Source organism: Rhizobium album, assembly GCF_003122325.1.
Taxonomy (GTDB): Bacteria; Pseudomonadota; Alphaproteobacteria; order Rhizobiales; family Rhizobiaceae; genus Metarhizobium; species Metarhizobium album.
Genome location: NZ_QFBC01000002.1, coordinates 477,506 through 494,919, shown reverse-complemented (window position 1 = coordinate 494,919; position 17,414 = coordinate 477,506). Strand labels below are relative to the sequence as shown.

Here is a 17,414-nt window from a genome sequence, read left to right as displayed (position 1 = left end):
CCAAGGACGCTCCGGTTCGGTGTGGAATTTTTATTCTATATTTGCTATGGAATAGCATGCCACCGGTGTCAAGACGGAATGTGAAAGGACGAGGCATGCCTGAGCTCGATGCGCCGACGACGATCAAAGCCTTCGAAGAGCGCCTTCTGGAAGTCTCCTCCAGCCTGCCGAAGCGGCTGCGGCAGTGTGCCGATTATGTCGCCGCCAACCAGGACCGCATCGCCGTCTCGACGGTGGCGACGATGGCGGAAGGGGCGGGCGTGCAGCCCTCGGCCTTCATGCGTTTCTGCCAGATCCTCGGCTTCACCGGCTTTTCCGAGATGCAGAAGCTGTTCCGCGAATCCTACTCCGGCGGCTGGCCGGACTATTCGACGCGGCTCGAACATCTGCGCGACAGTGGCAGCGGCAGTCCCTCGGCGCTGCTGGCGGAATTCGTCGATGCCGGCCGCACCTCGCTGGAAAGCCTGTTGAAAACCATGGATGCGGAGATGCTGGATGCCGCCGTTGCCGCGCTTGCCAAGGCGAATATGGTGCATATCGTCGGCTATCGCCGCTCCTTTCCTGCGGCAAGTTACCTCGCCTATGCCTTCGAGAAGATGGACGTGCCGGCGATGCTCCACAGCGGTATCGGCCGGCTCGACAGCCGCCATGCCCTGCGTCCCGGCGACGTGCTGATCGCTATTTCTTTCGCGCCCTATTCGGCCGAGACGGTGGAGCTTGCCGAAGCCGCGCATGCGGCGGGCGTCACGGTGGTGGCGATCACCGATACGGTCGTCAGCCCGCTGCGCAAGCTCGACGCGTTGATCCTGTCGGTCTCGGAGGTCGATTTCGGCGCGTTCCGCTCGTTGTCGGCGACGCTGTCGCTGGCGATCACGCTGGCCGTGGCCGTCGGGACGATGCGGCAGAATGGGAAAATCTGAATTTTTGTATTGCCGCTTCCAAAAATGGAATATATAGTCCAAATTTATAATGAATGAGGTTGGAATTCCATGTCCGCCTCGCAGCGGGAGATCTTGCATCCGCGGCAGGAGGCGGCAATCCTTGCCGGCCGCGGTCGCGCTCCAGCCAGCAACCGGTTCGGCCGGCACGATGACAGCGTTCGGAAGGGCGGTGAACCGCCTCCGGCAAGGGAGGGCCATGTGAAGCCGCTTGACTTGATTACCATTGGCCGTTCCTCGGTCGACCTCTATGGCGCGCAGATCGGCGGACGGCTGGAGGACATGGCTTCCTTCAACAAGTATATCGGCGGCTCTCCCACCAATATCGCCGCCGGCACCGCTAGGCTGGGGCTGAGATCGGCGCTGATCACCCGCGTCGGCGACGAGCACATGGGCCGTTTCATCCGCGAGCAACTGGTCCGCGAGGGGGTGGACGTGCGCGGTGTGAAGACCGATCCGGAGCGGCTGACGGCGCTGGTGCTGCTCGGCATCCGCGACCAGGAGCAGTTCCCGCTGATCTTCTACCGCGAAAACTGCGCCGACATGGCGCTGGAGGAAGGCGATATCGATCCCGCCTTCATCGCCGAGACGCGTTGCGTCTGCGCCACCGGCACGCATCTGTCCAACCCGCGCACCGAAGCGGCGGTGCTCAAGGCGCTGCGGCTCGCCCGCGAGAGTGGTGCGAAGACGGCGCTCGACATCGATTACCGCCCGAACCTCTGGGGCCTGGCCGGCCACGGCGCCGGTGAGAGCCGCTACATCGAATCCGGCACGGTGACGGCCAAGCTGCAATCGACGCTGAACCTGTTCGACCTGATCGTCGGCACGGAAGAGGAATTCCATATCGCCGGCGGCTCGACCGAGACGATCGAAGCCTTGAAGGCGGTGCGCCGGGTGTCGAAGGCGGCGCTGGTCTGCAAGCGCGGGCCGATGGGCGCCGTGGTCTTCGAGGGCGAGATCCCCGAAAGCCTCGACGACGGCCGGACGGGCGAGGGCTTCCCCATAGAAGTGTTCAACGTGCTCGGTGCCGGCGACGGTTTCATGTCCGGCCTGCTCAAGGGCTGGCTGAGCGGCGAAGACTGGCCGACGAGCCTGAAATACGCCAATGCCTGCGGTGCCTTCGCCGTCTCCCGCCACGGCTGCACGCCGGCCTATCCCAGCTGGGAGGAGCTGCAATATTTCTTCCGTACCGGCATCCGCGACCGGGCGTTGCGCAAGGACGGGGCGCTGGAGCAGGTGCATTGGGCGACCAATCGCGATGGCGACTGGCCGGACATGCACGTCTTCGCCTTCGATCATCGCATGCAGCTCGAGGAGATGGTGCGCGAGACGGGCGCCTCGCCGGAGCGGATTGCCGATTTCAAGCGGCTCTGCCTGCAGGCGGCGCTGAAGGTGCGGGACGGCCGTGAAGGGTACGGCATCCTCTGCGACGGCCGGCTCGGCCGCGATGCGCTGTACCAGGCGGCCGGCTCCGGCCTCTGGATCGGCCGGCCGGTGGAGTGGCCGGGCTCCCGGCCGCTGACGCTGGAGCCGGAGATCGGCCCGGATTTCGGCGGGCTGGTGGAATGGCCGCTGGAGCACGTCGTCAAGGTGCTCTGCTTCTATCATCCCGACGATCCGGAGGCGGTTCGCGCGCAGCAGGAAGAGACTGTCCGCCGGCTGTTTGCCGCCGCCCGCCGCAACCGGCTGGAAATGCTGCTGGAGGTCATTCCCAGCAAGGTCGCGCCCTGCGACGATACAACGGTGGCGAGGATCATCGACCGCTTCTACGAGATCGGCGTCTATCCCGACTGGTGGAAGCTGGAGCCGATGGTGAGCGCGGCCGCCTGGGCGAACGCCTGTTCCGCCATCGCCCGCAACGATCCCTATACGCGCGGCATCGTCGTGCTCGGGCTCGATGCGCCGGCGGCGGAGCTGGAGGCGAGTTTTGCCACGGCGGCGCAGTTCGACCTGGTGAAGGGTTTTGCTGTCGGCCGGACGATTTTCGGCGAGGCGGCGCGCAAGTGGCTTTCGGGCACCATCGGCGATCAGGAGGCGATCGACGACATGGCCCGCAAATATGGCGACCTCTGCGAGGTCTGGGACCGGGCGCGCGCCCGGAGGGGAGAAGCAGCATGAAAACCGTAAGACTGACGGCGGCGCAGGCCACCGTTCGTTATCTTGCGAACCAGATGAACGGCGAGGGCGAAACCTTCATCGCCGGCGTCTGGGCGATCTTCGGCCACGGCAACGTCGCGGCGCTGGGCGAGGCGCTTTACGGCATTCGCGAGGAGCTGCAGACGTTCCGCGGCCAGAACGAGCAGACGATGGCGCATGCAGCCATCGCTTATGCCAAGCAGCTGCGCCGCCGCCGCGCCATGGCCGTCACCTCGTCCATCGGCCCCGGCGCGCTCAACATGGTGACGGCGGCGGGCGTGGCGCATGTCAACCGCCTGCCGGTGCTGTTCCTGCCCGGCGACGTCTTCGCCAATCGCGGCCCCGATCCGGTGCTGCAGCAGATCGAGGATTTTGGCGACGGCACGGTGAGCGTCAACGACTGCTTCCGTCCCGTCAGCCGCTATTTCGATCGTATCACCCGGCCGGAACAGCTGCTCACCGCTCTGCCCCGCGCCATGCGGGTGATGACGGATCCGGCCGACTGCGGCCCGGTGACGCTCGCCTTCTGCCAGGACGTGCAGGCCGAAGCCTATGATTACCCGGAAAGCTTCTTTGCGAAGAAGGTCTGGGGCATTCGCCGGCCGGAGCCGGATGCGGCGGAGTTCGAGGCGGCGGTGACGGCGCTGAAGGCGGCGAAGAACCCGGTGATCGTCGCCGGCGGCGGCGTGCATTTTTCCGGCGCCACCGAGACGCTGAAGGCCTTTGCCGAAAAGCACGGGATCCCGGTGGTGGAGACGCAGGCCGGCAAGTCGGTGCTTGCCTGGGACCATCCGCTGAATTTCGGCGCCGTCGGCGTCACCGGCACGGAATGCGCCAACATCGTTTCGGAAAAGGCCGACCTGGTGTTCGGCGTCGGCACCCGTTTCCAGGATTTCACCACCGGTTCCTGGGGCCTGTTCAAGAATCCCTCGCGAAAAATCCTGGCGCTCAACGTCCAGCCCTATGACAGCCACAAGCACGATGCGATCCCGCTGGTGGCGGATGCCAGGATCGGGCTGGAGCGCCTGTCGGCCGCCCTCGGCAACCACGTCTTCGGCGCGCCGGATACGGCGATCAAGGACGGCTGGTTCGCCAAGGCGGATGCAGTGACGGCCGCACCGAAGGACAGCAACGCGCTGCCGACCGACATGCAGGTGATCGGCGCCGTGCAGCGCGCTTCGCGCGACAACACGGTGGTGATGTGCGCCGCCGGCACCATGCCGGGCGAGTTGCACCAGCTGTGGAAGGCGAAGCTGCCGCTCTCCTATCACATGGAATACGGCTTCTCCTGCATGGGTTACGAGATCGCCGGCGGGCTCGGCATCAAGATGGCGGAGCCGGAGCGCGACGTCATCGTCATGCTCGGCGACGGCTCCTACATGATGGCGAATTCGGAGCTGGCGACCGCCGTGGCGATGGGCAAGAAGATCACCGTCGTCATCACCGACAACCGCGGTTACGGCTGCATCAACCGGCTGCAGATGGGCACCGGCGGGGCGGAGTTCAACAATCTCTACGCCCATACCAACGTCCATCCGATCGCCATCGATTTTGCCGCCCATGCGGCGGCGATGGGGGCGAAGGCGCACAAGGTGGCGACCGTCACTGAGTTGGAAACCGCACTCGACGCCGCGCGTTCGACGAGCGAGACGACGGTGATCGTCATCGACACCGATCCCTATCCGACGCCGGAGTCCGGCGGCTTCTGGTGGGACGTCGCGGTTCCCGAGGTCTCCGAACGCAGCCAGGTCAACGATGCCCGCGCCCGCTACGAGGCGGCGCTGAAGGAAAGAAGCTGATCCGATGATTTTCTACGGCACCAATCCGATTGCCTGGTCGAACGACGACGACCGTTCGCTCGGCGCCCATATCTCGCTCGACCAATGCCTGGATGAGACCGCCAAGATCGGCTTCGACGGCATCGAGAAGGGCCACAAGTTCCCCGAGGACGCGGCCGGCCTCAAGGCGGTGCTGGAGCCGCGCGGGCTGCGCTACGTCTCCGGCTGGCATTCGCTGAACCTGCTGACCCAATCCATAGAGGATGAGAAGGCGGCGATGCAGCCGGCGCTCGACCTGTTGAAGGCCATGGACTCGAAGGTGATCATCGTCTGCGAAACCTCCAACGCCATCCACGGCAACGATGGCGTGGTGCTCAAGGACCGGCCCAAGCTCGATGAGGGGCGTTGGGCCGAGTTCGGCGCCGGCGTCGAGGCGCTGGCGGCGTTTGCGGCGGAGCAGGGCATCCAGCTCGTCTACCACCACCACATGGGCACCATCGTCGAAAGCGAGGACGAGATCGACCGGCTGATGCGCCACACCGGCCCGAAGGCGAAGCTGCTGCTCGACACCGGCCATTGCCTGTTCGGCGGCGGCGATCCGGAGCGGGTGGCGAAGAACCACATGGCGCGCGTCGGCCATATCCACGCCAAGAACGTCCGCCCCGCCATCGCCGGCCAGGTGGCGGCGGAGGGCCTGTCCTTCCTCGAAGGCGTGCGGCGCGGCGTCTTCACCGTGCCCGGCGATGCCGAGGGCGGCGTGTCCTTCGAGCCGGTGCTGAAGATCGCCGCCGAGCACGGCTACCAGGGCTGGCTGGTGATCGAGGCGGAACAGGACCCCGAGGTGCGCAACCCCTTCGACTATCAGAGCCTCGGTCTGAAATCGCTGAAGGCGTTTGCGTTATCGGCCGGCCTCGACAAGGGGGATCGCTGATGGCGAACCTCCTGCGCAAGCCGAAGGGCACGAGCGGCAAGGTCCACGACATCACGCCGCAAAGCGCCGGCTGGGGCTATGTCGGTTTCGGCCTCTACCGTCTGACGGCCGGCGAGCGGGCCGCGGAGCCGACGGGGGAGACGGAGGTCATCCTCGTGCTGGTCGAGGGCAAGGCGGAGATTGCGGCGGCGGGCCAGGATTTCGGGCTGCTCGGCGATCGCATGAGCGTCTTCGAACGCAAGGCGCCGCATTGCGTCTACGTGCCGGCGGGCTCCGACTGGTCGGCGGTCGCCGCCACGGATTGCACGCTCGCCGTCTGCACCGCGCCGGCAAAACCGGGCCGTGCGGCGCAGGTGATCGGCCCCGATGGCCTCAGCCTGGTGGAACGCGGTAAGGGCGCCAACACGCGCTACATCTTCCCGATCGCCATGGAGGAGCGCGACGTCGCCGACTCGCTTCTGGTGACGGAGGTGTTCACGCCCTCCGGCAACTGGTCGTCCTATCCGCCGCACCGGCACGACGAGGACAATTTCCCCGACATGACCTATCTGGAGGAGACCTATTACCACCGGCTGAACCCGGCCCAGGGTTTCGGGTTCCAGCGGGTGTTCACCGAAGACGGGTCGCTCGACGAGACCATGGCGGTTTCGGATGGCGACGTGGTGCTGGTGCCGAAGGGGCACCATCCCTGCGGCGCGCCGTATGGCTACGAGATGTATTACCTGAACGTCATGGCCGGGCCGCTGCGCAAATGGCGTTTCAAGAACCATCCGGATCACGACTGGATTTTTCGGCAGGATAATCCTTGAGCCTCGGCGAAGGCCCCTCATCCTAACCCTCTCCCCGTAAAACGGGGAGAGGGGACGTGGCCCACCCGCGCGTTGAATGTGACAGAGACGGTGCGGCATACCCCTTCGCCTGCGTGCGGGAAGAAGGTGCCTGCAGGCGGATGAGGGACCGGTTGCGCCAAAAAAATCATAAAACCTAAGGGAGGCATTCATGGCGGGTTTGGGCGTCGGGCTGATCGGCACCGGTTACATGGGCAAGTGCCACGCGCTCGCCTGGAATGCGGTGCGGCAGATTTTCGGCGATGTCGAGCGGCCGCGGCTGGTGCATCTGGCCGAAGCGAATGCCGACCTTGCCCGGGTGCGGGCCTCCGAATTCGGCTTCGAGAAGGCCACCGGCGACTGGCGCGACTTGCTCGCCGATCCCGAGGTGCAGGTGATCTCGGTAACGACGCCGAACCAGTTCCACGCCGAGATGGCGATTGCGGCGCTGCAGGCCGGCAAGCACGTTTGGTGCGAAAAGCCGATGGCGCCGGCGCTTGCCGATGCCGAACGCATGCTGGCCGCCGCCAGGGCATCGGGCCGCGTGGCGATCATGGGGTACAACTACATCCAGAATCCGGTGATGCGGCAGATCAGGGCGCTGATCGAGGATGGCGCGATCGGCGACATCAACCATGTCCGCGTCGAGATCGACGAGGATTTCATGGCCGATCCGCAGGCCCTGTTCTACTGGAAAAGCGAGGCTTCCTCCGGCTACGGCGCGCTCGACGATTTCGCCGTGCATCCGCTGTCGCTCCTGTGGTTCCTGTTCGGCCATGTCGAGGCCGTCATCGCCGACATGGTGAAACCTTATGCCGAGCGGCCATTGGCCGAGGGCGGCCGGCGCGCCGTGGAGAACCACGACATCGCCAGCGTGCTGATGCATCTGGGCGGCGGCATTTCGGCGGTGCTCATGGCCAATCGTTCGGCCTGGGGCCGCAAGGGGCGCATTGCGCTGCAGATCTTCGGCTCCAAAGGCTCGATCCTCTTCGACCAGGAGCGGATGAACGAGTTCGAACTCTATCAGGCCTCCGGCGCACCCGCCGAGCAGGGATATCGCAAGATCCTGTCGGCGCCGGTCCACAAGCCCTATGACCGCTTCATTCCCGCCCCCGGCCACGGACTCGGCTTCAACGACTTGAAGATCATCGAATGCCGGGAATTGCACCGGGCGATCGCCGGCGAAAATTATTCCGCCATCGATTTCGCCAACGGGTTGCAGATCGAGCGCAGCGTGCATGCCATGGCACAATCTTTTAGCGAGCAACGGTGGGTGTCGGTGCCGAAAGGCTGATCGCGCCGTTACAGCCGTTCCATGTTCGCTGAAACAGGCGATGGAACGTATATTCCATTTTTCGACAAGCTTTGGGTTCTCGACATTCCGGCCACCAGTGTGGCCGGAACGCCCGTGTTTTCGGGCCTGACTACGGTGAAAGCAATGTCGCATTCGAATATTTCGGCCGAAGCCGCTGCAAATGAGGTTGACGCTTTCATCAGAAAATGGAATAAACAATCCGAAAACTGAAATTTTCAGTTTGTTTATTCTGTTTTGGTCGAGGGCTTGGGAGAAGCTCCGGCCGGATGAAGAAGGACCCTTCCGGAGGAGGAAGGGGTTCCGGTCAGCTTCGGTGCCACCGGACACCGTTTTGGAGGAGGAAATCATGAGAAAGCTTATCCTGAGCGCGGCTGCCGCCATGCTGATGTCCACCGCCGCCCATGCCGAAACCATCGGCGTGTCGATGGCGCAGTTCGACGACAACTTCCTGACCGTTCTGCGCAACGGCATGCAGGACTATGCCAAGACGCTGAACGGTGTCGAACTGCAGGTCGAGGACGCGCAGAACGACGTCGCCAAACAGCAGAGCCAGATCCAGAACTTCATTGCATCCGGCGTCACCGCCATCATCGTCAACCCGGTCGATACGGATGCGACGGTGGCGATGTCGAAGATCGCCGCCGATGCCGGCATTCCGCTGGTCTATGTCAACCGCGAGCCGGTCAACGTCGACACGCTGCCGGAAAAGCAGGCCTTCGTCGCCTCCAACGAGGTGGATTCCGGCACGCTGGAAGCCAAGGAAGTCTGCCGTCTTCTCGGCGGCAAGGGCAAGGCCGTGGTGATGATGGGCGAGCTGTCGAACCAGGCGGCCCGCATGCGCACCAAGGACGTGCATGACGTCGTGGCGACCGAAGAATGCAAGGGCATCCAGATCGTCGAAGAGCAGACGGCCAACTGGTCGCGCACCCAGGGCGCCGACCTGATGACCAACTGGCTCTCCAGCGGCATCGAGTTCGACGCCGTCATCTCCAACAACGATGAAATGGCCATCGGCGCCATCCAGGCGCTGAAGGCGGCCGGTCGTTCGATGGACAGCGTCGTCGTGGCCGGTGTCGATGCGACACAGGACGCGCTGGCCGCCATGCAGGCCGGCGACCTCGACGTCACCGTGTTCCAGGATGCCGCCGGCCAGGGCAAGGGTGCGCTCGATGCCGCCCTGAAGATTGCCAAGGGCGAGCCGGTCGAGAAGAAGGTCTACATCCCCTTCCAGCTCGTCACGCCGGAAAACGTCAAGGACTTCGTCGCCAAGAACTGAGGCGTCATCGTCATCTGGAATGCGGGTTCTGCCCGCATTCCAATCATGTTCGCATATGTATCGGGAGGAGATGGAGATGGCTGTCAGCCCATCGACGATGGCTGCCGTCCGCCAGAGCGGCGCGATCCCCAATGCCGAGTTCCTGCTGGCCGCCGAGGGTATCCGCAAGGAGTTTCCCGGCGTCGTCGCCCTCGATGACGTTTCCTTCCGCCTGAAGCGCGGCACCGTGCATGCGCTGATGGGCGAAAACGGCGCCGGCAAGTCGACGCTGATGAAGATCCTCGCCGGCATCTACAGGCCCGACAGCGGCGAGGTTCGCCTCAAGGGCGTCGGCATCCGGCTGCAATCGCCGCTCGACGCGCTGGAAAACGGCATTGCCATGATCCATCAGGAGCTCAACCTGATGCCGTTCATGACGGTGGCCGAAAACATCTGGATCCGCCGCGAACCCAAGACCCGTCTCGGTTTCGTCGATCACGGCGCGATGCGGCGGATGACGCAGGACCTGCTCGACCGGCTGAACATCGCCATCGATCCGGAAATCGAGGTGCGGCATCTTTCGGTCGCCAGCCGCCAGATGGTCGAGATCGCCAAGGCGGTGTCCTACAATTCCGACGTGCTGATCATGGACGAACCGACCTCGGCGCTGACGGAAAAGGAGGTCGCCCACCTCTTTACCATCATCCGCGACCTGCGCGCCCAGGGCATCGGCATCGTCTACATCACCCACAAGATGAACGAGCTGTTCGAGATCGCCGACGAGTTTTCCGTCTTCCGCGACGGCCGCTACATCGGCACGCACGCGTCCTCCGAGGTCACTCGCGACGACATCATCCGCATGATGGTCGGGCGCGAGATCACCCAGATGTTTCCGAAGGAGGAGGTGCCGATCGGCGATGTGGTGCTGTCGGTGAAAGACCTGACGCTCGACACCGTCTTCCGCGACGTCTCCTTCGATGTGCGGGCCGGCGAGATCCTCGGCGTGGCCGGCCTCGTCGGCTCCGGCCGGTCGAACGTGGCCGAGACGCTGTTCGGCGTCACGCCGGCCTCGTCGGGCACGATCGAATTGTTCGGCAAGCCGGTGAACATCACCTCGCCGACGGTGGCGATCCGCAACCGTATGGCCTTCCTCACCGAAGACCGCAAGGATACCGGCTGCCTGCTGATCCTCAACGTGCTCGAAAACATGCAGATCGCCGTTTTGCAGGACCGCTTCGTCAAGGGCGGTTTCGTCCAGGAGGGCGCCATCGAATCCACTTGCGAGGACATGGCCAGGCGCCTGCGCGTCAAGACGCCGAACCTCGACGAGCGGGTGGAGAACCTGTCGGGCGGCAACCAGCAGAAGGTGCTGATCGGCCGCTGGCTGCTCACCGATCCGCGCATCCTCATCCTCGACGAGCCGACGCGCGGCATCGATGTCGGCGCCAAGGCGGAGATCCACCGGCTGGTCACGGAAATGGCGCGCAACGGCGTTGCCGTCGTCATGATCTCGTCGGAGATGCCGGAAGTGCTCGGCATGAGCGACCGCATCATGGTGATGCATGAAGGCCGCGTCACCGGTTTCCTCAATCGCGACGAAGCAACGCAGATCAAAGTGATGGAACTGGCTGCGCAATAAGCGCGCCGCCATCCGCCTCGAAGGGAGGGTTCACATGAATACCAAGGCAGCAGAGGGAGCCGCCCCGCTTGCAACCCGGCAGCGCCGCCGCCGCGTGCCGCCGGAGCTCAGCATCTTCCTGGTGCTGGTCGGCATCGCGCTGATCTATGAAATCCTCGGCTGGATCTTCGTCGGCCAGAGTTTTTTGATGAACAGCCAGCGCCTGACGATCATGGTCCTGCAGGTCTCCGTCATCGGCATCATCGCCGTCGGCGTGACGCAGGTGATCATCACCGGCGGCATCGACCTGTCCTCCGGCTCGGTCGTCGGCATGACGGCGATGATCGCCGCCAGCCTCGCCCAATCGTCCAGCTGGTCCCGGGCGCTCTATCCCTCGCTCACCGACCTGCCGTTCTTCATCCCCATCGGCGTCGGCCTGCTGATCGGCCTCCTCGCCGGCTTCATCAACGGCCAGCTGATCGCCAGGACCAAGATCCCGCCCTTCATCGCCACGCTCGGCATGATGGTCTCGGCGCGCGGCATCTCCAAGTGGTACACCAAGGGCCAGCCGGTCTCCGGCCTCACCGACCAGTTCAATTTCATCGGCACGGGCATCTGGCCGGTCATCGTCTTCCTCGTCGTGGCGCTGATCTTCCACATTGCGCTGCGCTACACCCTCTACGGCAAGTTTACCTACGCGATCGGCGCCAATGTCCAGGCCGCCCGCGTCTCCGGCATCAACGTTGAGGCGCACCTGATCAAGGTCTATGCCATTGCCGGCCTTCTGGCAGGCCTTGCCGGCGTCGTCACCGCCGCCCGCGCCCAGACGGCGCAGGCCGGCATGGGCGTGATGTACGAGCTGGATGCCATCGCCGCGGCCGTCATCGGCGGCACCTCCTTGACCGGCGGCATCGGCCGCATCACCGGCACGGTGATCGGCACCGTCATCCTCGGCGTCATGACCTCGGGTTTCACCTTCCTGCGCGTCGACGCCTATTACCAGGAGATCGTCAAGGGCCTGATCATCGTCACCGCCGTGGTGATCGACGTCTACCGCCAGAAGAAGCGGACCAAGCACTGACTTCGGCCGGTGCGGTCCTCCTCCGGCCGCACCGGTCCATTTCCCCCCATTTCGAATTTTCTCGGCGCGACGCTGCCGGAGAAGGAAGGCCGATGACCCGCTTGCCCTTTGCCCTCAACCACATGGCCGCCCCCGGCCTGCCGCTCGACCGCTTCTTTGCTCTGGCGAAGGCGCTTGGTATCGGCAGCGTCGAAATCCGCAACGACCTCGCCGGCACTGCGATCCTCGACGGAACCCCGGCGGCGGAGGTGAAGGCGGCGGCGCAGGCGCAAGGGTTGACGATCATCTCCATCAATGCGCTGCAGCGTTTCAACGAATGGAACGATATCCGGGCGTCGGGAGCCCGCGACCTCATCGCTTATGCCCACGATTGCGGCGCCAGGGCGCTGGTGCTGGTGCCGGTCAACGACGGCAGCGGCCGGGCGGATGGCGAGCGGCAGGCCAATTTGCGCACCGCGCTCAAGGCCCTGCGGCCGATGCTGGCCCAGGCCGGCATCATCGGGCTGGTGGAGCCTCTCGGTTTTTCCGTCTGCTCGTTGAGTTCCAAGCGCGAGGCCGCCGAGGCGATCGGCGAACTCGGGTTCACCGATACCTTCCGGCTGGTGCACGACACCTTCCACCACCACCTCGCCGGCGAGCCGGAGCTCTTTCCCGATCTCACCGGGCTGGTGCATATTTCCGGCGTCAGCGATACGGCGGTGACGGTTGCTGACATGCGCGATCCGCACCGCGTGCTGGTGGATGCCAGCGACCGGCTGGACAATTGCGGCCAGATCCGTGCCCTGCGGGACGCCGGTTACAGCGGGCCGCTGTCCTTCGAACCCTTCGCGCCGGATGTGCATGCCCTCAACGATCCGGCCGCCGCGTTGAAGGCCAGCATGGCGTTCATCGAAGCCGGGGTCTGAGCTTCGCTATCGCCGACTGCCGGGCGTTTCCGCTTTAACGCGAAAACGCTCCATCTCTTCGTTTCCACGCAATCCGGACGCAAAACCGTTTAGCACTTTTGCAGGGATGGCTCTATAGGCCGGCGGCCACTTCGAACACCCCGGCAACGGCAACAGCGCCCGGATCGGCAACCCCGTCGAGATCCCGTTCGCCGACATAGGACGCACGGCCGGCGCGGGCCTTCTTCATCGTCTTTGTCGATTCGGCACCGGCAGCCGCGGCATGGGCTGCGGCGGACACACCTTGGGCCGCGAGCGCCCGCAAGGCAGGCTCCAATGCGTCGATCATGGTACGGTCGCCGACATTCGCGCCGCCGTAGAAGGTCATGCGGTCGAGACCGGCCAGAAGCGCTGCGGCGATATCGGCTTTCTCGGCCATCGCCTTGGAAGCGGCGGTGAAGAAGATCGAAAGAAGCACGCCGCTCGATCCGCCCATGCTGGTGCTCAGCGTTTCGCCGATCACGGCGAGCGTCGCGGCGTGATCCTTGAGCGGCAACTGGTCGAGCCGCGACAGGATGCTGCGGGCGCCGGTTGCCACGGTCGATCCGGTGTCGCCATCGCCGACGCGGCCATCGAGGCGGTTCAGTTCGGTTTCGAGAGAAATGAGATGATCGCCGATCGCCGTGATCAGCGTGCGTGTGGCGGCATCGTCGCTCGCTGTGGCTGTCGTGGTGTCGCTACCTGCTTTCGGTGCGGGGATGACAGACAGGGCATGGCAGCGGACGGCGGGCACCCAGGCATGCGGCTCGACCGGTGCGGTCAGGGCCATTTCGCGCTCGGCATCGAGGCGGACCAGCGACAGGGAAAAACCGTTCATGTTGAGTGCCGTCATCATCGGTGCGGGTCCGACGATCAGTGTCACGCGCGATGCCAGCGGCGAGGCAAGCGTCGCATTGGCGATGACGCCCATTTCGAGCGGCGGGACGGCGCCGAGATTGTTGATCAGCAGGGCATAATCGCCATCCGCCTTCAAGGTCGCGGCAAGGCGTTCGCTCATGGTGCCGACGAGGTCGAGCACCGGCTGCAGGGCGATGCGCTCGACACCGGGCTCTCCGTGGATGCCGAGGCCGAGTTCGCCCTCCTCGGAGCCGAGCCGGTCCTCATGGGCCTGCCCGGGAATGGAGCAGGAAGACAGCGACATGCCGAGCGATACGATGTCGGAGGCGGCTTCTGCCGCCTTGGCGGCGACGGTCTTCAGGTCCTTGCCCTCTTCGGCCAGATGGCCGGCGATCTTGTGGACGAACAGCGTGCCGGCCACGCCGCGCGGCTGGTTGATGTCGGGCAGGGCAATGTCGTCGGCGACGATGACCATCTCGACATCGAAACCTTCGGCACGGGCCTTTTCCGCCGCCAGGCCAAAATTCAGGCGGTCACCGGTATAGTTCTTGACCACGAGCAGGCATCCGGGCGCGCCCGTGACGGCACGGATCGCCGTCAGCACGGCATCGACGCTCGGCGAGGCGAAGATTTCGCCGGAGACGGCGGCCGTCAGCATGCCCTTGCCGACGAAACCGGCATGCGAAGGTTCGTGACCGGCACCGCCGCCGGAAATCACCGCCACCTTCGACTTGTCCCAATCCGCGCGCACGATCACCTTGATCTCGGGATAGGTGTCGAGCCGGGCGAGCCGCCCCGCGCTGGTGGTCAGCAGCAAGCCGTCCAGGGCTTCGGTGACGATGGTTTCCTTGCGGTTGAAGAAATGTTTCATGAAGTCGGGTCCCGTCCGTTATCGGTTTTTGCATCCGGGGCATGTCGGCTTTCCTCGAAATGACATGCCCCGATTTTTTATATTTATGAATTTGTCAGATAAAACGCCGCGCGCCTCCGCCCTGATGTGCTTCTGATGGTTGTGTTCGATTGAGGCCGCGCAGGCGTTGTCCGCCTCCATCGAAATAGAGCGGAGCGCGTAGCGTCAAGCTGATTTTTCGCTGGGAAAGGAAGAAGCGGGAGGCCTATTCGTCGTGCGGGCGAATGCGCCAATAGCGGGAACTTCGCCTCATGCGCCTGTCGGAAAGCCAGGAGGCCACGACAAACCCGGTGCCAAGACCGAGCGCCAGCGAATACCAGTGGAACGGGATATAGACGAGATACCAGATCCACAACACCGCGACAAATGCCAGAACTCCCAGCCAGGGGCCGACGCTTCGGTCGGTCTGCGGTTCATTGGGGTCATGGTCGATCTGCGGCATGGCCGCACATTTGCGTACCCGCAATGATTTCGTCAAGGCTTTTCGGGAAAGCGGGAGAGCGGAAATGAGGAGCGTCGATCGCGGATATGCCCCCCAAAAGCCAGTCGCGGCCGCCTGGGCGGCAGCCGCGGCAGTCGCCGTCAGGCCTGGGCGAGGGCGGCGGCGATGGTATCCTTGAGGGCCAGGCGCTGCTTGCGCAGGGCCGTTTCCGCCGCGTCAGAAAGCGGTTCGATGCGTGTCTCCGACCGATGAATCTGGTCGTTCACGTCGTCGTATTCCTCCAGTGTTTTTGCAAACCGGCTGTCCTTCGCCTTGAGGGCATGGATGGCTTCGAGCTGGCCGGGAAATTCCTCTCCCAGAGTGTGCGGTGTGTTCGACATATCGTCTCCTTGTTGTTGTTACGGACGATCATAGGACGGAAGAGGTGGCCCGGCTTTGATCGAGCGCAAAGCAACGCGATCATGCAAGCCGGAACTCCGCGGGCACGGTGGCCGGGAAGGGTGAAGGCTCATCGAAGAATGCACGATGCATGCGGTCGCGACCAATGCGTCGCCGGCAACCCTGAGGACCATCATCCTCCGCGCCGGCTTGTTTACGGTGGGCAGGCGCTGCGGACAGACTGCTTCTGCGGATGGAGGGGATGTTTTGCAGCGCAGCTTGCTGTTCAGCTTGCTGTCAGCAAGCCCCGGCATGGTCCGCGCGATTTCAAGGACCGCGAGACTGGCCGTGACAGCAACACCGATCAAACGCATTTTTTCCAACCGCCCGACGATCGGCAGCGTGCCGTTGAGCATCCTGGTCGCCGTTTATGTGCTCTTTGCCACCAACTACACCTTCTGGTATCGAGCCGTGCATTATATGTCGGACGACCAGAGCGCGCTGATCGCGCTTGCCGTCGGCCTGTCGGCCGCCTTCATCGCTCTGTTCACGGCCCTTTCGACGAAATATCTGATCAAGCCCGTCTTCATCGCATTGATCATGGTGGGAACGCTGGCATCCTGGTTTACCGACCAGTTCGGCGTGGTAATCGATATCGACATGATCAGCAATGCCGCCGAGACGACGGAGGCGGAGGCCGGTCACCTCCTGACGACGGGGCTTTTCTTCCACGTCCTCCTGGTCGGTATCGTGCCGTCGCTGCTGATCGCCTGGATACGCATCGAGCACCGGCCGTTCCTCTGCAAGGTCGGGCGCAATCTGGCGCTGATCATACCTTGCCTGACGGTGTTTGCCGTTGCCGGCTACGGCCATTTCAAGACCTTTGCCGCCACCTTCCGTGAACACAACGACCTGGTGCGCATCCTCAATCCGATCATGCCGGTTGCCAGCGCGGTCAAATATGCCGTGCGGCAGACGGAGGAGCGGGCCATCGTCGTGCAGGCGCTCGGCACGGATGCGCGCCGCCTGCCGGCGGAAAACGGCCTGGCCAAGCCGCGCATCCTGATCGTCGTTGCCGGCGAGACGGCGCGGGCAGCGAACTTTGCCCTGAACGGTTATGGCCGGCAGACCAATCCGGAACTCGAGAAGCAGGACATCACCTATTTTCCGGACACGGTCAGTTGCGGCACGGCAACGGCCGTCTCGCTGCCCTGCATGTTCTCGGTTTACGGCCGCGATGCCTATACCCATGAGAAGGGGCGTTCGACCGAAAACCTCATGGATGTGCTCGCCCATGCCGGCATCAAGGCGGAATGGTGGGACAACAACACCGGGCCGAAAGGCATTGCCGACCGCATCGCATCGGTGAACCTGTCCACCTCCGGCGACAAGCGCTTCTGCGTCAACGACGAATGCCGGGACGGCATCTTTCTCGACCGTCTCGACGCCTGGCTCGATACCGTGAAGCAGGACAGTGTTCTCGTCCTGCACCAGCTCGGCAGTCATGGCCCGGCCTATTACCAGCGCTATCCCGAGGAGTTCCGGCATTTCAAGCCAGACTGCCGCAGCGCCGAGTTCAGCAAATGCACGCCGGAAGAGATCGTCAACGCCTACGACAATTCCATCCTCTATACCGATCACGTCCTGTCGGCGCTGATCGACAAGCTCAAGGCCCGGTCGTCGACCCTGGCCGGCGCCATGGTCTATGTCTCGGACCACGGCGAATCGCTGGGTGAAAACGGCATCTACCTGCATGGCGCCCCTTACGTCTTTGCACCGGCAGAGCAGACGCATGTGCCGTTCCTCGTCTGGCTGGACCGGGATTTCAGTGCCGCCTTCGGCCTCGACCGTCCATGTTTCGACGGTTCGTCGGTGCAGCCGCGGTCTCAGGACAATCTGTTCCACAGCGTGCTCGGCATGATGAACGTCTCCACAAAGGCTTACGATCGTTCCCTCGACATCTTTGCCGCCTGCACGGGAAAGCCGACCTCCTGAGTGCTGTACTTGACGCGCGGGCCATGAAC

At 64.1% G+C, this 17,414-nt stretch carries 16 protein-coding genes; 12 read left to right on the top strand and 4 right to left on the bottom strand.

Going from position 1 to position 17,414, the window contains the following annotated elements; all coding sequences use genetic code 11:
• Positions 1-95 precede the first annotated feature (95 nt).
• The 11 genes from DEM27_RS06625 to DEM27_RS06575 all read left to right on the top strand — a co-directional run bounded on the left by DEM27_RS06625 (position 96) and on the right by DEM27_RS06575 (position 12,784).
• On the top strand, positions 96-920 hold the full coding sequence (locus DEM27_RS06625) for a MurR/RpiR family transcriptional regulator (RefSeq protein WP_109457408.1): 825 nt from the start codon (positions 96-98) through the stop codon (positions 918-920).
• Between the two features lie 219 nt (positions 921-1,139).
• Positions 1,140-3,056: a bifunctional 5-dehydro-2-deoxygluconokinase/5-dehydro-2-deoxyphosphogluconate aldolase gene (locus tag DEM27_RS06620; RefSeq protein ID WP_109457701.1), complete on the top strand. Its 1,917-nt coding sequence runs from the start codon at positions 1,140-1,142 to the stop codon at positions 3,054-3,056.
• The gene (gene iolD, locus DEM27_RS06615; protein ID WP_109457407.1) at positions 3,053-4,873 is read left to right on the top strand and encodes a 3D-(3,5/4)-trihydroxycyclohexane-1,2-dione acylhydrolase (decyclizing); all 1,821 of its coding nucleotides are present in this window, start codon (positions 3,053-3,055) and stop codon (positions 4,871-4,873) included. Before DEM27_RS06620 ends, iolD begins: the two co-directional genes overlap by 4 nt.
• A gap of 4 nt (positions 4,874-4,877) precedes the next feature.
• The gene (iolE, locus tag DEM27_RS06610; protein WP_109457406.1) at positions 4,878-5,783 is read left to right on the top strand and encodes a myo-inosose-2 dehydratase; all 906 of its coding nucleotides are present in this window, start codon (positions 4,878-4,880) and stop codon (positions 5,781-5,783) included.
• Positions 5,783-6,592, top strand: coding sequence for a 5-deoxy-glucuronate isomerase (gene iolB, locus DEM27_RS06605; RefSeq protein ID WP_109457405.1), 810 nt, complete (start codon positions 5,783-5,785; stop codon positions 6,590-6,592). Before iolE ends, iolB begins: the two co-directional genes overlap by 1 nt.
• A 190-nt stretch (positions 6,593-6,782) precedes the next feature.
• Positions 6,783-7,904 carry a Gfo/Idh/MocA family protein gene (locus DEM27_RS06600; RefSeq protein WP_109457404.1) on the top strand — a complete coding sequence of 374 codons (1,122 nt, stop codon included), beginning with the start codon at positions 6,783-6,785 and terminating at the stop codon, positions 7,902-7,904.
• Between the two features lie 21 nt (positions 7,905-7,925).
• Complete coding sequence (locus DEM27_RS06595) at positions 7,926-8,135, top strand: hypothetical protein (protein ID WP_109457403.1); 210 nt, start codon at positions 7,926-7,928, stop codon at positions 8,133-8,135.
• Positions 8,136-8,271: 136 nt separating this feature from the next.
• Entirely contained in the window at positions 8,272-9,201 is a 930-nt protein-coding gene (locus DEM27_RS06590) for a sugar ABC transporter substrate-binding protein (protein ID WP_109457402.1), read from the top strand.
• Between the two features lie 76 nt (positions 9,202-9,277).
• Positions 9,278-10,819: a sugar ABC transporter ATP-binding protein gene (locus DEM27_RS06585; RefSeq protein WP_109457700.1), complete on the top strand. Its 1,542-nt coding sequence runs from the start codon at positions 9,278-9,280 to the stop codon at positions 10,817-10,819.
• A 34-nt stretch (positions 10,820-10,853) separates the two neighbouring features.
• Positions 10,854-11,879: an ABC transporter permease gene (locus tag DEM27_RS06580; RefSeq protein WP_109457401.1), complete on the top strand. Its 1,026-nt coding sequence runs from the start codon at positions 10,854-10,856 to the stop codon at positions 11,877-11,879.
• 92 nt (positions 11,880-11,971) lie between these two features.
• Positions 11,972-12,784: a TIM barrel protein gene (locus tag DEM27_RS06575; RefSeq protein WP_109457400.1), complete on the top strand. Its 813-nt coding sequence runs from the start codon at positions 11,972-11,974 to the stop codon at positions 12,782-12,784.
• Between the two features lie 112 nt (positions 12,785-12,896).
• On the opposite strand, the gene DEM27_RS06570 is transcribed toward DEM27_RS06575, so the two are convergent.
• The 4 genes from DEM27_RS06570 to DEM27_RS33895 all read right to left on the bottom strand — a co-directional run bounded on the left by DEM27_RS06570 (position 12,897) and on the right by DEM27_RS33895 (position 15,806).
• Positions 12,897-14,531: a dihydroxyacetone kinase subunit DhaK gene (locus DEM27_RS06570; RefSeq protein WP_109457399.1), complete on the bottom strand. Its 1,635-nt coding sequence runs from the start codon at positions 14,529-14,531 to the stop codon at positions 12,897-12,899.
• Positions 14,532-14,775: 244 nt separating this feature from the next.
• The gene (locus DEM27_RS06565; protein ID WP_128755457.1) at positions 14,776-15,048 is read right to left on the bottom strand and encodes a hypothetical protein; all 273 of its coding nucleotides are present in this window, start codon (positions 15,046-15,048) and stop codon (positions 14,776-14,778) included.
• 104 nt (positions 15,049-15,152) lie between these two features.
• Positions 15,153-15,392, bottom strand: a complete 240-nt coding sequence (locus tag DEM27_RS06560; protein WP_109457397.1) for an HP1242/YdcH family protein — start codon at positions 15,390-15,392, stop codon at positions 15,153-15,155.
• Between the two features lie 18 nt (positions 15,393-15,410).
• Entirely contained in the window at positions 15,411-15,806 is a 396-nt protein-coding gene (locus tag DEM27_RS33895) for a hypothetical protein (protein WP_165823346.1), read from the bottom strand.
• On the opposite strand from DEM27_RS33895, the gene DEM27_RS06555 reads away from it, so the two are divergent.
• Positions 15,793-17,385, top strand: a complete 1,593-nt coding sequence (locus tag DEM27_RS06555) for a phosphoethanolamine transferase (RefSeq protein WP_337250465.1) — start codon at positions 15,793-15,795, stop codon at positions 17,383-17,385. The genes DEM27_RS33895 and DEM27_RS06555 overlap by 14 nt on opposite strands.
• Positions 17,386-17,414 lie beyond the last annotated feature (29 nt).

Coding starts and splice junctions, on each gene's coding strand:
- DEM27_RS06625 (WP_109457408.1), top strand. CDS start 96: ATGCCTGAGCTCGATGCGCCGACGACGATCAAAGCCTTCGAAGAGCGC.
- iolD (WP_109457407.1), top strand. CDS start 3,053: ATGAAAACCGTAAGACTGACGGCGGCGCAGGCCACCGTTCGTTATCTT.
- iolE (WP_109457406.1), top strand. CDS start 4,878: ATGATTTTCTACGGCACCAATCCGATTGCCTGGTCGAACGACGACGAC.
- iolB (WP_109457405.1), top strand. CDS start 5,783: ATGGCGAACCTCCTGCGCAAGCCGAAGGGCACGAGCGGCAAGGTCCAC.
- DEM27_RS06600 (WP_109457404.1), top strand. CDS start 6,783: ATGGCGGGTTTGGGCGTCGGGCTGATCGGCACCGGTTACATGGGCAAG.
- DEM27_RS06595 (WP_109457403.1), top strand. CDS start 7,926: ATGTTCGCTGAAACAGGCGATGGAACGTATATTCCATTTTTCGACAAG.
- DEM27_RS06590 (WP_109457402.1), top strand. CDS start 8,272: ATGAGAAAGCTTATCCTGAGCGCGGCTGCCGCCATGCTGATGTCCACC.
- DEM27_RS06585 (WP_109457700.1), top strand. CDS start 9,278: ATGGCTGTCAGCCCATCGACGATGGCTGCCGTCCGCCAGAGCGGCGCG.
- DEM27_RS06580 (WP_109457401.1), top strand. CDS start 10,854: ATGAATACCAAGGCAGCAGAGGGAGCCGCCCCGCTTGCAACCCGGCAG.
- DEM27_RS06575 (WP_109457400.1), top strand. CDS start 11,972: ATGACCCGCTTGCCCTTTGCCCTCAACCACATGGCCGCCCCCGGCCTG.
- DEM27_RS06570 (WP_109457399.1), bottom strand. CDS start 14,531: ATGAAACATTTCTTCAACCGCAAGGAAACCATCGTCACCGAAGCCCTG.
- DEM27_RS06560 (WP_109457397.1), bottom strand. CDS start 15,392: ATGTCGAACACACCGCACACTCTGGGAGAGGAATTTCCCGGCCAGCTC.
- DEM27_RS33895 (WP_165823346.1), bottom strand. CDS start 15,806: ATGCTCAACGGCACGCTGCCGATCGTCGGGCGGTTGGAAAAAATGCGT.